This window comes from Hallella seregens ATCC 51272 (genome assembly GCF_000518545.1).
Classification (GTDB): Bacteria; Bacteroidota; Bacteroidia; order Bacteroidales; family Bacteroidaceae; genus Prevotella; species Prevotella seregens.
The window spans coordinates 25,250-43,004 of sequence record NZ_JADU01000006.1 but is presented as its reverse complement, the minus strand read 5'-3'; the positions used below and the strand labels follow the sequence as shown (position 1 = coordinate 43,004).

Sequence of the window (17,755 nt, the reverse complement as noted above, 5' to 3'; positions counted from 1 at the left end):
CTGCCGCCCCGCTTGACACTGAAAGGGACACTCCGTCGTGCGTGCACGGATGGCGTGTCCCTTTCCCAATCCCTATCCATCAACCGGTCATCATGAGCAACAGGAAGCCCACACGCCATCGTAAGTCGCCTGGCCAGCACCGCCGTCGTGTCCCGCAACGACATGTCTGCCCGCTGGCTTCCCTGTTCCATCCCTCCCTGTTCAGAAAGCGGATTAGCTGGACTTGGGTCTTCGGGGGCGTGGGCGTGATGGCTTTCTACGTATGGATATTCTACTATTTTTTTGTCGGCCCCACGGGTTTCCGCTGGCGTGCGCTCTACGGCGACGCCAAATATCCTGCGGGTTACGAGATTCACGGCATCGACATCTCCCACTATCAAGGCGACATCGACTGGGAAGTGCTGAGCTCAAATGCCGTCATCAACGGCAGTCCGCTGCGTTTCATCTTCATCAAGGCCACCGAGGGCTCCTCGCGGATAGACCCCAACTTCAACGACAACTTCTACCAGGCGCGCGAGTATGGCTTCGTCCGCGGCGTGTATCACTTCTGGACCAACAGCTCGTCGGCCCGTTCGCAGGCCTATCATTTTCTGAAGCAGGTGCACCTCGAAGACGGTGATCTGCCTCCCGTGCTCGACATCGAGCACAAGCCCAAGAACCAGAACGTGGAGGATTTTCAGCGCGACGTGCTCACCTGGCTTCACATTGTCGAGGACAAATACCATGTGAAGCCCATCATCTACACCTATTATAAATTTAAGGAAAGCTACCTCAGCGCACCCGTATTCGACGACTATCCCTACTGGATAGCCCACTACTACGTGGACAAAGTGGAGTACAAGGGGAAGTGGAAATTCTGGCAGCACACCGACACGGGCGTGCTGCCAGGCATCAAGGGGAATGTGGACCTGAACATCTACAACGGCACTTACTACGACCTCAAGCAGCTCGCCATCGGCGGGAAAGAGGAAGTGGAGACGGCCGAATGAGCTGCTTTATTCCAGAATCTTGGTCATCGACATGGCCGAGATGAGCCCGTCGGGGCTGATGGTGGCCTTAACGCGGTAGTTGGCCTCCTTTTCCTTACTGGCGTCGGTGCGTTCCATGGTCTGCCGTGCCGAGAAGTTCACGGTATATTCGTACTGTTCGTCGCCCACCTCTTTTTTGTCTATCTTGTAGTCGTTGTTCAGTCGCCAGTTCATGTTGGTGATGTCGTCCTTGTAGATTTTGTTCATGAACGTCAGCACGTCGGCCTTGGTGGCGTCGGTCTTGCCCAGAAAGTTGGTGAGCAGCGGGGCCACGGTGGCCTGCAGGTCGCTCTCGCTGCGCGAGTTGATGCTCTGGAAGAAGTGGCGCAGTATGGCGGCCACCATGGATTTTTCCTCGGGCTGCACGGTGTTGGCCTTCAGCTTCTTGATGGCCGTGTTGGCCTCGTCCACGTGTTCGCCGTTGGGATGTTGCGTGAGGTAGAGGTTCATGGCCTCCATCGTGTTCTCATTGCTGGCGTCGCTCCAGTCTATGGAATCAATCTTGTGCTGGGCCTCGAGCTTGTGCTCGGAGTCGGGATGCTTCATCAGATAGTCCTCCAAAGCCGCCTTGGAACCCGAGACCACGGCGTTGGTCCAGTCGTTGTCCTGCTGTTTGAGCTGCTCCAGCCGTGCCGTGATGGCGTCGCGGTGGGCCTCGGGTGCGTCGAGGTTGGTGTCCAGATAAGTCTGCAACACCAGCGGGTCGTCGCTCTTCATGGCAAACTCGTAGGCCTCTTCCTCCTTCGAGGTCTTGGCGTTGTTGTAGAAATAGAAGCAGATGGCACATACCAGCAGGGCGAAGACGAAGCCGGCGATGATAGCGGCGTGCCCTTTCTTGCGGGGTTGCTGCGGCTGTTCGGGCTGGTCGTCGTGGGGTGTGGGTGCGTCGCTGTGGCCCGTCTGGCCGGAGACACGCGTCTGGTGGTGGCAGTTGGGGCACACCTCCTGGTCATTGAAATACACATCGCCACACTGTGGGCACCGGATGATCTTGCCCGCAATCTGCACGCCGCAGTTGGGACATGCGGGAGCCTTGTCACTGATTTGTCGTCCACACTCTGGACATTTGATAATCGCCATGATAACTATAGATAATGATTTGTTCGTTTGGATGCCTGCGTTTCCCTACCGGTGGCGGAAGCGTATCTCGCGCAACTTGTGGTCGCCCATGAAGCGGCTCTTGTCCACGTAGCCGTTGATGCCGTTCAGGCGACCCTTTCCCGTGTATTGCCAGAGCACGAAGTCGAGGTCGTCTTTCAGCGTGGGCTCCCGCTCGGTGTACTGTGCAATCATCACTTTGTAGTCGCCGAGCAGCCCCAGCAGGTAGTGGTCGTAGAAGTTGGCGCCGGTATAAATGAGAGGCTTCTGCTTGTAGGCTTGTTCCATGAGCCGGAGAAAGGTGAACAGCGAGTCGCGAAATTCCTCCACGCCGAGCCCGCTGCGCGTCTCCACATCGACCATGGGCAGCAGGTCCTGGTCGTCGGGCCGGCACTGGGCCATGAAGTTTTCGAGCTGTGTCTGCTGGGGTATTCTGGGCCGGTAGAAGTGATACGACCCCACCTTGAGCCCGTAGCGGTGGGCCAAGTCTATGTTCTGCTTGTATTTTTCGTCGATGCGATTGCCCCCCTCCGTGGCCTTGAGATAGACATAAGCCATCTTCGATTCGCCCACGGTTTCCCAGAACACGTTGCCCTGGTAGTGGCTCAGGTCGATGCCGTGAATGTGTGAACAAGTGTCCTCGCACTCCACACGGTCGCTCTGTGCCGCGGCCGTCGAGGGCGACAAGAGGGTGAGGAGCAGTATGTTGAGCATGAAATAGAGAATGCGCTTCATACTGCAAAGTTAGCCAAAACTATCAAGACTGCCGCATGCACGCCGTTTTTTATAAGATTTTTAACCCCTCTTGTCTTCACGCCGAGCCCGCCGAGCCGCGGAGTTTTCACAGCTTTCCTCTTTCAACTCTGCGTCTCTGCGTGTGAGTGTTCCCCTCTTGTCTTCACGCGGAGTCCGCGGAGTCGCGGAGTTTTTACACCTTTCCTCTTTCAACTCTGCGTCTCTGCGTGAGTCCACTCTCTCGCGCCGGCCTCTGTTTGCTCTACTCTTCGATTTCTTGCAGCGAGCGGGCGAAGTTGTTGAGATAGTTGCTCACGGTCTCGATGGGGGCGTAGGTGAGGTAGCGCAGGCTGCGGCGCAGGTTGCGTCGCAGCAGTCCCGAGTTGTTTTGCACGAATCCCGACCGGCTCTGTCGGAAGTGCCACTCCTCCGCCGTGTCGCTGGCCGTGTGCACCACAGAGCGCAGCACCAGCTTGTTGGCCGCCGGCTCCTCGTGCGTCACAAAGGGCAACTCGTCTATGTCGAAGCCGAACACGGCCATGAGCATGCTGCCTTGCAGCTGTGCCATGCGCCGGATGTGGAGCCGTCGCAGCCAGTCGTCGAGCTTCACGAAGTCCACTTTGTCGCCCTTGTTGCGCAGGTAGCTGCCCAGTTGGATGAGTCCACTGAGCATGGTGCCGCGGTTGAGCATGGTCGAAACGTTGCCCACGATGATGTGCAGTACCTCCAACGACCCCACGTTGGTGTCGATGGCGTGGCGCTCGGCCTCCACGATGCGCCGCAGCCGGCGGTTGAGCAGCCCGTTGCTTAGGCGTGGCGGCTCCGAGCTGTCGGGCGTGGCGGCATGCTCGTCGACGAGCCGCCGGGGTATGTTCATCCGCTCGTCGTACTGATGGTTGCGCACGCCGCGCTGGGCTGCATGCTCCACATGCTGCACGCGCACCATCTGGAACAGCCGGTCCCACTTGAAAGCCGACATCGGCTCCAGCGGCTCGTACTCGTTGAGCGCCCCCGAGCGCAGCAGGCGGAAGAAGTTGCGCATGATGATGTTCATGGGTCAGGAATATTGCTTGGGATACCTCAGCACGATGGCCAGCAGCGTTGCCGCGCCGATGGACATGGGGTAGTAGAGGTAGGGAATAATCTGGACGGGGTTCAGGCTGGCCAGTCCTGCGGCCAGCAGCATCTGCACGCCGTAGGGGATGAGGCCCTGCACCGTGCACGAACAAGTGTCGAGAATGCTGGCGCACTTGCGGTTGTCCACGCCGTAGCGGTCGCCTATCTGCCGGGCAATGTTGCCCACGGTGAGTATAGCCACGGTGTTGTTGGCCGTGCACACGTTGACCAAGCCCACCAGTGCAGCGATGGACAGCTCGGCGCCGCGCTTGCCGTGGACGTGGGCCGTGAGCCTGCCGATGATGTAGTCTATGCCTCCCGCCTCGCGAATCATCTCGAGCATGCCGCCCGCCATCATGGCCACGATGATGAGTTCGCCCATGCCCGCGATGCCCTGGCCCATGGCCCCGAGCCACCCGAAGAGGCCGTAGCTGCCCCCAAGGATGCCTATGGCCCCGCAGAGCACCAGGCCGAGCACGAGCACGGCCATCACGTTCATGCCGGCCACGGCGGCTACAAGCACCACCAGATAGGGCACCACCTTCCACACATCGACGGGCGGCAGCAGTCCCGGAGCCGTCATGCCCCGCCCCATCACCGCATATACGGCCAGCACCAGCAGGGCCGCCGGAGCCACGATGAGGGCGTTGGCACGGAACTTGTCGCTCATCTTGCAGCCCTGCGTCTGGGTGGCCACCACGGTGGTGTCGGAGATAAACGAGAGGTTGTCGCCGAAATAGGCCCCGCCCACGATGACAGCCGTGAGCAGGGCGGCGTTGCCTCCCGTCTGGTGGGCCATGCCGGCGGCGATGGGCACCAGGGCCACCACGGTGCCTACGCTCGTTCCGATGGAGAGCGAGATGAAGCAGGCGGCCACGAAGAGCCCCGGCAGGATGAGGCTGGCAGGCAGCACATGGAGGGCCAGCCCCACCGTGGCGTCGATGGCTCCCATGCTCTTGGCCGAGGCGGCAAAGGCTCCGGCCAGCACGTAGATCCAGAGCATGAGCATCAAACTGTCCGAGCTGGCGCCGCGTGTGTAGATGCCGATGCGCTTCTTCAGCGGGAAGCCACCGGAGATGGCCACGGCATAGATGCTGGCCATCATGAAGATAACGGTCATCGGCACTTTGTAGAAGTCGCCCGCCGCAACGGCCAGGGCCAGGTAAAGCCCGATGAAAACCATCAGCGGCGAGAGCGCGAGCAAGCCTTTGTTCATGTCTCTTGTTGTTGTCAGCGGGGGCTTGCGCCCCGGTGTCGGGTACCCCGTGCGGCGGCAGGGGCCGCAGGGTCGCCGTGCGGTTGCACCGCAGCGGCCTTGCGATTGCGCCGTCGCCGCGCTGCGATTACGGCGTAACGGTCTCGCGATTACGCCGTTGCCGCGTTGCGATTGCGGCGTGTTGGTTGCACGTCTGCGTCGCCGTGGCGATGCGTGCATGTGGCCCAGGCGGCGCGGTGGCCCTACAGCGTCACGCCGTTCTTGAAGATGGCGATCTCGCTGTACTCGTTCTCCTCGTTGCGGGTCTTCTCTCCGCTGGCCACGGCAATGACTTTCTGGATGAACCTCCGGTTCAGTTCGGCCATGGGCATGCCGCGCAGCAGTTGGCCGGCGTTGAAGTCTATCCAGTTGGGTTTGCGGGCGTAGAGGTCGTTGTTGGTCGAGATTTTCATCGTGGGCACAAAGGTGCCGAAGGGTGTGCCGCGGCCTGTGGTGAAGAGCACCAGCTGGCAGCCGGCGGCCGCCAAGGCCGTGGAGGCCACGAGGTCGTTGCCCGGAGCCGAGAGCAGGTTCAGGCCGTGGTGTTGCAGCCGGTCGCCGTAACCCAGCACGCCGCTCACCTGCGCGCGCCCGCATTTCTGGGTGCAGCCCAGGGCTTTGTCCTCCAGCGTGGAGATGCCGCCCGCCTTGTTGCCCGGCGAGGGGTTTTCTCCCACGGGCTCGCCGTGGGAGAGAAAGTATTCCTTGAAGTTGTTGACGAGCTCCACCGTCTGGCGAAACAGCTCGGGAGTCTTGCACCGATTCATGAGGATGGTCTCAGCACCGAACATCTCGGGCACCTCGGTGAGGATGGTTGTGCCGCCCTGCGCCACGAGGTAATCGGAAAATTCGCCCACGAGTGGATTGGCCGTGATGCCGCTGAAGCCGTCGCTTCCGCCGCACTTCAGGCCCACGCGCAACTCGCTCAGGGGCACGTCCTCGCGGCGGTCTTGCCGTGCCCGGGCGTAGAGTTCGCGCAGCAGCTGCATGGCGGCCTCCGTTTCGTCGCCGTCAACTTTCTGTGTGACGAGCAGTTTCACGCGGTCGCGGTCGTAGTTGCCCAGCAGTTCCATGAACTGGTCGGGCTGGTTGTTCTCGCATCCCAGCGAGAGCACGAGCACGCCGCCGGCGTTGGGGTGCAGGCAGATGTCGCGCAACACCTTGCGTGTGTTCTCGTGGTCGCCGCTCAACTGCGAGCAGCCGTAGTTGTGGTGCCAGGCGTGCACGGCATCGATGCCCTCCAGACGGGTCTCGGCCGTGAGCCGGCGCACCAGCCGCTCGGCGATGCCGTTGACGCAGCCCACGGTGGGCACAATCCATATCTCGTTGCGCACGCCCACCTCTCCGCTGCTGCGGCGGTAGCCTTTAAAGCAGAGGTCTTCGTGGGGAATGCGCAGTTCCTCGTTCACGGGGCGGTACTCGTAGTCGAGTGTGCCCGAGAGATTGGTCTTGAGATTGGTCTCGTTCACCCACTGTCCGCGGCGCAGGTCTTCGCGGGCATGGCCTATGGGGTAGCCGTACTTGATGATGTCGGTGCCGGCTTTCACGTCGGCAAGCAGCACTTTGTGGCCGGCCGGTGTGTCCTGGAGCACCTCCACGCGGCGCCCGTCCACGTCGAGCGTCTCGCCCTGCTTCACCGGGCGCAGGCACACCACCACGTTGTCTGCGGGATTGATTTTGATAAATGTTGATTCGTTCATAGTTGTTTGTTCGCTTGTTGATGGGTCATGGTCAGTTCTTCCTTTCATCCTCTCGGGGCCTCATCCTTTCATTCGTCCCGCTTCCGCCGGGCGGCGTAGTCTTTTTCCGTGTGTGGGGTGCCGGGGGCCAGGCCCCGGTCACTCTCTCGGTACTCACAGCTGCGTGCGCCGGTAGAAGTCCACGTTCTCCCGGGTGAGCAGCTCAATGGGCATGTAGTTCACGGGCTGTACCTTCTTTTTGAGCACGATGGCCCTGAAAAGCGTGTCCACACACGAGTAGCCCTGCTGGTAAGCGTGCTGCGCAATGAGGAACGACACGCTGCCCTGACGCAGGCACTCGGCGTTCTTGCCCACCATGTCGTAGCCCATAATCTGCACGTCGCGGCGGTTGGTGCGCAGCAGAAACTCGCCCACGACGTGGGCCTTGGAGCCCAAAGTGATGCAATGGTGAATGTCGGGACGGGCTACGAAGAACTCCTCCAGCATGCTGTTGTGGAGCTGTCGCGTGCCGTTGAGCGGCAGTTCCAGCTCAATGATGGCGACGCTGGGGAAGTGGTCGTGCATGTAGTGGCGGAAGCCCACCTCGCGGTTGTCCTGCTGCTTGCTTACCACGCGCCCGTTGCTGGTGAGCTTCACGATGGCGATGGCGGTCTCTTGGCCGGCAATGAGCATGAGCATGCGTGCGGCGAAGTAGCCGCTCGAAAACGAGTCTTGTCCGAAGAAAGCCAGGGGTTTCAGGTCGGGCATGTAGGAGTCGAGCATCACAAAGGGGATGCCCCGCTCGTGCATTTGGTCGGTGAAGCGCCGCGTCACCTCCAGATCCGAGGGCACAATGACCACTCCGTCGGGCTGGGCCTCCAGGCAATCGCGGGTGGTGTCGAGGAACGATTGCTCGTCGAATTGCTCGTAATACATGATTTCGGCCTTGACGTGGAAGTCGCGTCGGGCCTCTTGGGCCATCTTGACGCCCTCTTCTATCTCTTCCCAGTAGGCCACCTGCTCGTGCCGGGGAATGAGTACAATGAATGTGTACGAGCGGTTGTAGGCCAAGGCGGAGGCGTACATGTTGGGCTGATAGTTCACCTCCTTGAGTGCGGCCTCCACGCGGGCACGGGCCTTGGACGACACATTGGGACGCTCGTGGAGCACTCGATCCACCGTCCCCACCGACACGCCGGCTCTCTGGGCAATGTCCTTGATTCTGATTTTGTCTGTCATCGTTGGGTCGTAATTACCATGCAAAAATAAGCATAAAAGTTGAATTGTATCGACGTGCACGGGAATTATTTGTTGAAAAACCATGTTTTTTGCCGATTTGTTTCCCGTTTTGGAAATTTCTCTTTATATTTGCCCCGACAAACGAAAGGAATAATCTATACACAACAAACAATAAAAATTAAATCGTTAAGAACATGGCTAAAATCGTAACATTAGGCGAAATCATGCTGCGCTTGTCCCCGGAGGGCAGCGATCGTTTCATCCAGACCGACCATTTCCGCATCATTCCCGGCGGCGGCGAGGCCAATGTGGCCGTGAGTGTGGCCAATTATGGGCACGAGGCCTACTTCGTGAGCAAGCTACCGAGCCATGAGATTGGCCAGATTGCCGTGAACGCCCTGCGCCGCTATGGGGTGGACACCCGCTTTATCGCCCGCGGCGGCGACCGCGTGGGCCTCTACTATGCCGAGACGGGAGCCTCGATGCGCCCCTCAAAGGTGATTTACGACCGGGCGCACAGCGCCATTGCCGAGGCCGATGCTTCAGATTTTGACTTCGACGCCATCATGGACGGCGCGCAGTGGTTCCACTGGAGCGGCATCACGCCGGCCGTGTCGGACAAGGCTGCCGAGCTCACCCGCCTGGCTTGCGAGGCTGCCAAGCGCCACGGCGTGACGGTGTCGGTGGACCTGAACTTCCGCAAGAAGCTCTGGACTTCGGAGAAAGCCATCTCGGTGATGCGTCCGCTCATGAAGTATGTGGACGTGTGCATCGGCAATGAAGAGGATGCACAGCTCTGTTTGGGCTTCAAGCCCGACGCCGACGTTGAGGGCGGAAAGACCGATGCCAGCGGCTATTACAACATCTTCAAGGGCATGATGAAGGAGTTCGGCTTCAAGTATGTGGTGTCCACGCTCCGCGAATCGTTCTCGGCCACGCACAATGGCTGGAAGGCTCTTATCTATAACGGCAAGGACTTTTACGAGAGCAAGCGCTACGACATCGACCCCATCATCGACCGTGTGGGCGGCGGCGACTCGTTCTCGGGCGGCCTCATCCATGGGCTGCTCACCAAGTCCACGCAGGGCGAAGCCCTGGAGTTTGCCGTGGCTGCCTCGGCTCTGAAGCACACGATTCCCGGTGATTTCAACCTCGTGAGCGAGGCAGAGGTGGAGAGTCTGGCCGGCGGCAATGCCAACGGTCGCGTGCAGCGATAAGAGAATCAACCTATAAACAGCATAAAATGGCAAAGTTTAACAAAGTCCAGGTGATGACCGCCATGAAGGAAACGGGCATGGTTCCCGTGTTCTTCAACAAGGACGTTGACGTGTGTAAGAATGTTATCAAGGCCTGTTACGAGGGCGGCGTGCGCGTGTTCGAGTTCACCAACCGCGGTGACTTCGCCCACGAAATCTTCGGCGAACTGGTGAAATGGGCCGACAAGGAGTGCTCCGAACTCATCCTGGGAGCCGGCACAGTGATCGATGCCGGCACGGCTTCGCTCTATCTGCAGCTGGGCGCCAACTTCATCGTGGGCCCCAACTTCAACCCCGAGATAGCTCCCGTGTGCAACCGCCGGCTGGTGCCCTATTCGCCGGGCTGCGGCACGGTGAGCGAAATCAGCCATGCCCAGGCTCTGGGCTGCGACGTGACGAAGGTGTTCCCCGCGGGCAACGTGGGCGGGCCGTCGTTTGTCAAGAACGTGCTGGCCCCGCTGCGCTGGAGCAACATCATGGTGACCGGCGCCGTTTCGCCCGACAGGGAGAACCTCACCGAGTGGATCAAGGCCGGCGTGCTCTGCGTGGGCATGGGGTCAAAGCTCTTCCCCAAGGAGGTGGTGGCCGCCCGCAACTGGAAGGCCATTACCGACAAGTGCGTGGAAGCGCTGGGCTATATCCGCGAGGCCCGCGGCTGAACGGGCGCGCCGCAACCGCACGATGACCCGCATTCAGCGACACAGGATTCTGAAGTGGACGGTCGGCATGTTGATGCTGGCCGTCTGCTGGGTTATGGTGGGCTGTGGCGACCGCCAGGCGGCACGCGTGGATCGGCTGAACGAGCGGGCCTACGACTTCCACTACCGCAACCTTGATTCCACGCAGGCCTACGCCCGTCGCAGTCTGAGCCTTGCCGCCAACTACGATGCCGGGGCGGCCGAGGCCCTGAATCACCTTGCCTTTGTGTGTCTTGCCAAGATGCAGTATACACAGGCCGAGCGGCTGCTGGAGCAGGTTGCCGGCACCACCGACAACCAGGTGGAGCTGCTTGTGGCCGACATCCAGATGATGAGGCTCTGCCAGCGACGGTCGCGCAACAAGGATTTCTATGCCTATCGCGAGCGTGCCATGCGTCGTCTGCGACGCTTCGACGATGAGCCCGACCGCCTTACGCCCCACCAGATGCGGCGGATGGTCTATGCGCGCTCGGAGTTTGCCATCGTGGCCTCTTCCTATTTTTATTATGTGGGGCAAGTCAAGACCTCGGTGGACGCCCTGGAAGAGATAGATCCCTTTGGTGAAATACAGCAGGACACGGCCCAGTTGCTGTGCTATTGGTACAACATTGGAGCCGGCGGCATCCTCAGTGAGACTACTCCCGAGGAGACCGCCCAGGCCGAGTTTGAATATCTGGTGCACTGTTATACGCTCTCCGTTCAGGCCGACTATCCCTTCTGGAAAGCCCAGGCCATGCAGGCTATGAGCGAGCATCTGCAAGCCGAACCCCAACGCTCGCAGCTCATACGCAACAACCTGCCCGCCATTCGGCTCATCAATACCGACGGCATGCCCGAGGCCTTGCTGGCCGGCAACCTGGCACAACGGTCGCTCGACCTGTTCCGCCGCTATGGCGATGTCTACCAGACAGCCGGTGCCAACCGCACGCTGGCCGAATGCTATTGGCAGATTCATGACTACCGTTCGGCCTTGCTCTGTCTGCAACGTGCGCTGAACACGAACAAAGCCATCCGTCAGGCTCCCGACTTGGTGGCCTCCATCCGCGAGCAGCTTAGCCTGGTCTATTCGGCAGTGAACGACAAGGTGAACAGCGATCGCAACCGCAACATCTACCTCGACCTGCAGGAACAGACCCGCCAGGACCGGCAACTGGAGGCGCGTGCCAGTCAGCTCGACGAGTCGGCGCGCCAGCTCAACGGCATGCTTGTGGCTGTCATCCTGATGATAGCCGTGGTCACGGCGTTGCTCTATGTGTTCGACCTAATGCGCCGACGCAGCGATGCCCGCTTTTCCCTCGGCACTTTGCTCGAGCCGCTGACCGAATGGCGGCGGCAGAACGAGCAGAAAGCCGCCGGTGTGCAGGAACGTTACAATGAGATACAGGAGCAGACCGACGTGGTGCGGCTGCACCTGAAGCAGAACAAACGCCGCAACCTGGAGCAGCGGGCCAAGATTCAGCTGGTGAACAGCGTGATGCCTTTCATCGACCGCATGATGAACGAGGTGGCGCGGCTGCAGGCCGGAACCGATGCGCCCGGGGTGAGGCGGCAACGCTATCAGTATATCGCCGAGCTTACAGAGAGCATCAACGACTACAACAATGTGCTGACGCGCTGGATACAGATGCGGCAAGGCGAGGTGAGCCTCAAGATAGAGAACTTCGATCTGCAGTCGCTCTTCGACATTGTGGCGCGCGCCCGCATGAACTATCAGCTGAAAGGCATCACGCTCAACGTGGAGCCCACGCAGAGTGTGGTGAAAGCAGACAAGACGCTGACGCTTTTCATGATTAACACCATGGCCGACAACGCCCGCAAGTTTACGCCCGAGGGCGGGACGGTGAGCGTGAGCGCCACGGAGACCGACGACTATGTGGAGGTGAGCGTGACCGACAACGGCCGCGGCATGAGCGGCGAACAGCTGGCCCATGTCTTCGACCGCACCTATACGGGAGGGCATGGATTCGGACTGAAAAACTGTAATGGCATCATCGAGAAATACAAGAAGATGAGCCGTATCTTCAGTGTATGCACCCTCAAGGCCGAGAGCGAGGTGGGCTGCGGCTCGCGTTTTTACTTCAGGCTGCCCCGTGGCGTGGCCCGCTTGTGCGTGGTGCTGGCGATGGCAGGAACGCTGACCCATGGCGGCGAGACGGCGGCCAAGCCGGCACGTCCGCCGGTTGGCAGGGCCTCGCAGTATGCCGACAGTGCCTACTTTTCCAATATCAACGGCACCTATGAGCGCACGCTGCAGTGGGCAGACAGCTGTCGCAAGTACCTGGCGCCTACGGACACGGTGACCCTTCTCGACATCAGCAACGAGGCTGCCGTGGCTGCTCTGGCCCTGCATCGGTGGGACGTGTACCAAGAAAACAACAGAGTGTACACCCGACTCTTCCGCGAAGTGAGTGCCGACACTACGTTGCCCGAGTATGTGCGCACCATGCAGCGCAGCGAAAACAACAAGACCGTGGCCGTGATACTGCTGTCGTTGCTGCTCGTTATCATCTTTCCGGCCTATTATTTCCTGTACTATCGCCATCGGTTGAACTATAGTTTCTGCATCGATCATATCAATGCCATGAACCGTTTGCTGCTCAAGGACGTTGGAGATGCCGAAAAACTGCAGGGCATCGACCGGCTGGGCGACTTCCGAAAGTTCGACCTTTCGGACGAGCAGCAGGAGAACCTGAGCGTCATTGTGAGGCAGATACACAATGCCCTGCAGCTCTCGATAGACAGTGCGGCCAGTCAGGAAACCACCATTGAGCTGGCCGAGGACAACCTGCGCCGGCTTCAGATGGACACCGACAGGCTGCATGTGTCGAACAGTGTGCTGGACAACTGCCTCTCCACACTGAAACACGAGACGATGTACTACCCCTCACGCATCCGCCAACTCATCGATGGAACCGACGCACATCTGGCCGGCATCGCGGAGTTGGCCGGCTACTATCAGGAGCTTTACCAGATTCTTTCGCAGCAAGCTATGCGGCAGATTCCCGCCGCGCGGCTGGATGACGACATGACGGCCTATCTTTTTGAAATCTTAAAGAAGCTCAACAACGGCGAAAAACCCGAGGCTGCGGTATCAGAAACACGCGACCGATACGTTGATATACAAGTGCAGATGGACGGCTGCGCGCTGAATGACGAACAGTGCAGGCAGCTCTTCACGCCCTATACGGCCGATCTGAAGTTCCTGCTCTGCCGTCAAATCGTGCGTGAGATGGGCGAAGCCACCGGTCTGCGCGGCTGTGGCATCCGGGCCGAAGTGGGCCAGACGGGCCCCGTGGTGATTGTCACCATGCCTGTGCGCTGCCTGGAGGCGGTGCGCCGAACCAACCATATATTGATTAAACAATAAGAAACGCCATGAAAGACTTCAATATCATTATCGTCGAGGACGTGCCGCTGGAGCTGAAAGGCACGGAGGGCATCATCCGTAACGACATTCCCGAGGCCCATATCATCGGTACGGCCGACTCGGAGCAGAGCTTCTTGCGACTCATGAAAGAGCAGATTCCCGACCTGGTGCTGCTCGATCTCGGCCTCGGCGGCTCCACCACCGTGGGTGTAGAGATATGCCGACACACCAAGGAGACCCACCCCGAGGTGAAGATTTTGATTTTCACCGGCGAGATTCTGAACGAGAAACTGTGGGTGGATGCGCTCGACGCTGGTTGCGACGGCATCATCCTGAAGAGCGGGGAACTGCTTACACGGGGCGATGTGGCCAGTGTGATGGACGGCAAGCGGCTGGTGTTCAACCAGCCTATCCTGGAGAAAATCGTGAGCCGCTTCAAGCACAGCGTGAACAATGAACTGATGCGACAAGAGGCGCTTATCAACTATGAGATAGACGAATACGACGAGCGGTTCCTGCGGCATCTGGCTCTTGGCTTCACGAAAGAGCAGATCACGAACCTGCGCGGCATGCCGTTCGGTGTGAAAAGTCTGGAGAAACGGCAGAACGAGCTGGCGCAGAAACTCTTTCCCGACGGCCGCGGCGGAGTGGGGGTGAACGCCACACGTCTCGTGGTGCGGGCGTTGGAGCTGCGCATTCTCGATGTGGACAACCTGCATCCTGACGAAGATTGAAGAATGACCGTACCTATATATATAAGGTGATGGGGACAGAAGAGCGCGACAGACACCAGTCGGCATTCGGCCAGCACTGGGGGGTGACTTGGCGGACGTGGGTCTACAGGCTGACGTTGCTGCTGGGTGCGGGCCAGGTGGCCCTCATCCTGGCGTCGTGGCTGCTGGCCGCAGCCATGCCCGAAATGTCGGTGCGCTCCCTGCTCAGTGCGGCCGGTATTCGCTGGTTCTTCGGCAATTTCGCATTCAAGCTGGGCAGTCCGCTGCTGGTCAACCTCATTGTCATGGCAATGGCCGTGGGTGCAGTGGGCGAGAGCGGGCTGTGGAAAACCCTGTGTCACACGTTGCTGCCCCGTCGGCCACAGCCCACCGGCCAGCAACGCTACGCCTTGAGAGCTTCAGGATTGCTGTTGCTGATAGAATGTGCGGTCATGCTCTTGCTCACGGCCTTGCCCCATGCCGTGCTGCTTAGTGTGACCGGAGAGCTGTTTCCCAGCAGTTTCTCGGTGAGCCTGCTTCCCGTGTTGGCATTCATGGGAGCCACCACGGCCGTGAGCTACGGACTGTTGAGCGGCCGGCTGCACAGCGTGTACGACGTGTGTCAGTGCCTCTGTGCTGCCGGCAACTGGCTCATGCCCCTGCTGCTGCTCTATGTGTTGGGTGCCGAATTTTGCCATTGTTTTGCCTATGTGCTGATGGGATAGGCTCGTAGGTCCGGGCTGTTGGCGGCCCGATTATCTTGCGTTTACAGCGTTTTTTTCGTTTTGAAAGTTTTGCCATGTCGGGGAAACTTCGTACTTTTACGCCTTGAAAGCGGGGTGTTAACGGCTTAAAACGCAAAAAAATGCCCTCTGAAGGAATTTTGATAAAAAACTATAAGCTATTCAATGGACGAGAATCAGACAATTGATCAAGACCGGATCATGAAGATTAACATCGAGGAAGAGATGAAGACTTCCTACATCGACTACTCCATGTCGGTGATTGTGGCCCGCGCGCTTCCCGATGTTCGAGACGGTTTCAAGCCTGTGCACCGCCGCATCCTCTACGGCATGCTGGGCTTGGGCAATACCAGTGACAAACCTTACAAGAAGTGCGCGCGCGTCGTGGGCGACGTGCTGGGTAAGTATCATCCCCATGGCGACAGTTCTGTCTACGGTGCACTGGTGCGCATGGGTCAGGAGTGGAACATGCGTTACAAGCTGGTCGACGGCCAGGGTAACTTCGGCAGCGTGGACGGCGACTCGCCCGCTGCCATGCGATACACCGAGTGCCGCCTGTCGAAGATGGGCGAGCACATCATGGATGACATCGAAAAGGACACCGTGGATATGGACAACAACTTCGACGATACGCTGAAGGAACCGTCCGTAATGCCCACCAAAATCCCCAACTTGCTCGTCAACGGCGGCAACGGTATTGCCGTCGGCATGGCCACGAATATCCCCACGCACAATCTGGGCGAGGTGATAGACGGCTGCTGTGCGTTCATCGACAATCCCGAGATTGACACCGACGGGCTGATGCAGTTCATCCCCGCACCCGACTTTCCCACGGGTGCTTACATCTATGGCCAGCAGGGCGTGAAGGACGCCTACGAGACAGGCCGCGGCCGAATAGTGATGAGAGCCAAGGCCGAAATAGAGAGCGACGACAGCCACGACAAGATTGTGGTGACCGAAATACCCTATGGCGTGAACAAGCAGCAGCTCATCGAGTACATCGCCGACCTGGTGAAGGAGGGCAAGCTCGAGGGCATTGCCAACGTGAACGACGAGACCGGCCGTCAGGGCATGCGCATCGTCGTGGACCTGAAACGCGATGTCAATGCCAAGGTCATCCTGAACAAGCTGTTCAAGATGACGGCGCTACAGAGCTCGTTCTCGGTGAACTGCATCGCCCTGGTGCCCAACAAGCACGACCATTCGCAGTTGCGCCCGAAACTGTTGTCGCTGCGCGAGTGCATCAGCTACTTCATTGAGCACCGCCACGAGGTGACCATCCGCCGCACACAGTACGACCTACGGAAGGCGCAGGAGCGTCTGCACATCCTCGAAGGACTGCTCATTGCCTGTGACAATATCGACGAAGTGGTGCATATCATCCGTGCCAGCAAGACCCCGGCCGACGCCCAGGTCAACCTGGAGAAGCGTTTCGAGCTCGACAACCTGCAGTCGAAGGCCATCGTCGACATGCGTCTCTCGCAGCTCACAGGCCTTCGCATGGACCAGTTGCGCGCCGAATACGAGGAGGTTACCGCCCAGGTGGAGTATCTGCAGAGCATCCTTGACGACCCCGAGAAGTGCAAGGCCGTGATGAAGCAGGAGCTGCAGGAGGTCAAGGAGAAGTACGGAGACGAGCGTCGCACGCAGCTCATCCTCGACGAGCACGAGTTCAACGCCGAAGATTTCTATCCCAACGACCCCGTGGTCATCACCGTGAGCCACCTGGGATATATCAAGCGCACGCCGCTGAGCGACTTCCGCGAGCAGGCTCGTGGCGGCGTGGGCTCGAAAGGCGCCCACACCCGTGAGAAAGACTTCACAGAGTATATCTATCCCGCCACGATGCACCAGACGATGCTTTTCTTCTCAAAAAAAGGCCGTTGCTACTGGCTCCACTGCTACGACATCCCCGAGGGCGACAAGACCTCCAAGGGCCGTGCCATCCAGAACCTGCTCAACATCGAGCCCGACGACTCGGTGAACGCTTTCCTGAGGCTGCGCGGCCGTGGGCTGGAGAACGAGGAGTTCGTGAACAGCCACTACGTGGTGTTTGCCACAAAGAACGGTACGGTGAAGAAGACCTCACTGAAGGAATACTCCCGTCCGCGGGCCAACGGCGTGATTGCCATCAATATTGTCGAGGGCGATGAGGTGGTGGACGTGCGCCTGACCAATGGCGAGAACGAGCTTGTCATGGCCAATCGCAACGGCCGTGCCGTGCGCTTCGACGAGCGGGCCATCCGCACGATGGGACGTGTATCGACCGGAGTGCGAGGCATGAGGCTCGATGGCGACGACGATGCCGTGGTGGGCATGGTTGTAGTGAACGATGCCGAGAGCGAGAGCGTCATGGTAGTGAGCGAGAATGGCTACGGCAAACGCTCGGGTGTGGAAGACTACCGCAAAACCAACCGTGGCGGCAAGGGCGTGAAGACCATGGCCGTGACCGAGAAGACCGGCCGTCTGGTGGCCATCAAGAACGTGACCGACGACAACGACCTGATGATTATCAACAAGAGCGGCATCGTGATTCGCATGGCCGTTTCGGACATTCGCGTCATGGGCCGGGCCACGCAGGGCGTGCGTCTTATCAATCTTGCCAAGAAGAACGACATCATTGCCAGCGTGTGCAAGGTGATGAGCTCCGAGCTCGAAGCCACCGTCGAGGCCGAGAACCGCCAGGCCATGCAGGAGAAGAACGAGCAGTTTGCCCAGGCCACCAACGCTCCCGAGAGTGCGGCCACCGCTGCCGGCTCCGGCGAAGACACGGCCGAGCCCGAGGTGGAGCCCGACGACATGATCGATTTCGAGAAGTAAAGAAAGAG

Annotated in this window: 13 protein-coding genes; 7 read left to right on the top strand and 6 right to left on the bottom strand. The window is 59.5% G+C overall.

The genetic code is table 11. The annotated features are described in order from the left end of the window. Window positions 1-92 precede the first annotated feature (92 nt). A complete protein-coding gene (locus L888_RS0101920; RefSeq protein WP_027951652.1) occupies window positions 93-989 on the top strand; it encodes a glycoside hydrolase family 25 protein in 897 nt (298 codons plus the stop codon). Window positions 990-995: 6 nt separating this feature from the next. On the opposite strand, the gene L888_RS0101915 is transcribed toward L888_RS0101920, so the two are convergent. The 6 genes from L888_RS0101915 to L888_RS0101890 all read right to left on the bottom strand — a co-directional run bounded on the left by L888_RS0101915 (window position 996) and on the right by L888_RS0101890 (window position 8,150). Next, complete coding sequence (locus L888_RS0101915) at window positions 996-2,108, bottom strand: zinc ribbon domain-containing protein (protein WP_027951651.1); 1,113 nt, start codon at window positions 2,106-2,108, stop codon at window positions 996-998. 45 nt (window positions 2,109-2,153) lie between these two features. Beyond that, the gene (locus L888_RS0101910; protein ID WP_027951650.1) at window positions 2,154-2,861 is read right to left on the bottom strand and encodes a glycoside hydrolase family 25 protein; all 708 of its coding nucleotides are present in this window, start codon (window positions 2,859-2,861) and stop codon (window positions 2,154-2,156) included. Window positions 2,862-3,123: 262 nt separating this feature from the next. After that, window positions 3,124-3,915: a hypothetical protein gene (locus L888_RS0101905; RefSeq protein ID WP_027951649.1), complete on the bottom strand. Its 792-nt coding sequence runs from the start codon at window positions 3,913-3,915 to the stop codon at window positions 3,124-3,126. Between the two features lie 3 nt (window positions 3,916-3,918). Continuing rightward, window positions 3,919-5,193: a Na+/H+ antiporter NhaC family protein gene (locus L888_RS0101900; protein WP_027951648.1), complete on the bottom strand. Its 1,275-nt coding sequence runs from the start codon at window positions 5,191-5,193 to the stop codon at window positions 3,919-3,921. Between the two features lie 242 nt (window positions 5,194-5,435). Next, a complete protein-coding gene (locus L888_RS0101895) occupies window positions 5,436-6,932 on the bottom strand; it encodes a UxaA family hydrolase (protein ID WP_027951647.1) in 1,497 nt (498 codons plus the stop codon). 153 nt (window positions 6,933-7,085) lie between these two features. Further along, on the bottom strand, window positions 7,086-8,150 hold the full coding sequence (locus L888_RS0101890) for a LacI family DNA-binding transcriptional regulator (RefSeq protein WP_027951646.1): 1,065 nt from the start codon (window positions 8,148-8,150) through the stop codon (window positions 7,086-7,088). Between the two features lie 194 nt (window positions 8,151-8,344). Between L888_RS0101890 and L888_RS0101885 the strand changes: the two genes are divergently transcribed. From L888_RS0101885 to gyrA, 6 genes are all read left to right on the top strand, one after another. Beyond that, complete coding sequence (locus L888_RS0101885; RefSeq protein WP_027951645.1) at window positions 8,345-9,367, top strand: sugar kinase; 1,023 nt, start codon at window positions 8,345-8,347, stop codon at window positions 9,365-9,367. 26 nt (window positions 9,368-9,393) lie between these two features. Then, on the top strand, window positions 9,394-10,065 hold the full coding sequence (locus L888_RS0101880) for a bifunctional 4-hydroxy-2-oxoglutarate aldolase/2-dehydro-3-deoxy-phosphogluconate aldolase (RefSeq protein ID WP_027951644.1): 672 nt from the start codon (window positions 9,394-9,396) through the stop codon (window positions 10,063-10,065). 22 nt (window positions 10,066-10,087) lie between these two features. Next, window positions 10,088-13,471, top strand: a complete 3,384-nt coding sequence (locus tag L888_RS0101875; RefSeq protein ID WP_044248420.1) for a sensor histidine kinase — start codon at window positions 10,088-10,090, stop codon at window positions 13,469-13,471. A gap of 8 nt (window positions 13,472-13,479) precedes the next feature. Then, a complete protein-coding gene (locus L888_RS0101870; protein ID WP_005846751.1) occupies window positions 13,480-14,205 on the top strand; it encodes a DUF5932 domain-containing protein in 726 nt (241 codons plus the stop codon). Further along, window positions 14,202-14,909, top strand: coding sequence for an AbgT family transporter (locus L888_RS0101865; protein ID WP_027951642.1), 708 nt, complete (start codon window positions 14,202-14,204; stop codon window positions 14,907-14,909). The genes L888_RS0101870 and L888_RS0101865 overlap by 4 nt, the downstream gene beginning before the upstream one ends. Window positions 14,910-15,092: 183 nt before the next feature. Then, a complete protein-coding gene (gene gyrA, locus L888_RS0101860; RefSeq protein WP_027951641.1) occupies window positions 15,093-17,747 on the top strand; it encodes a DNA gyrase subunit A in 2,655 nt (884 codons plus the stop codon). Window positions 17,748-17,755: the final 8 nt, after the last annotated feature.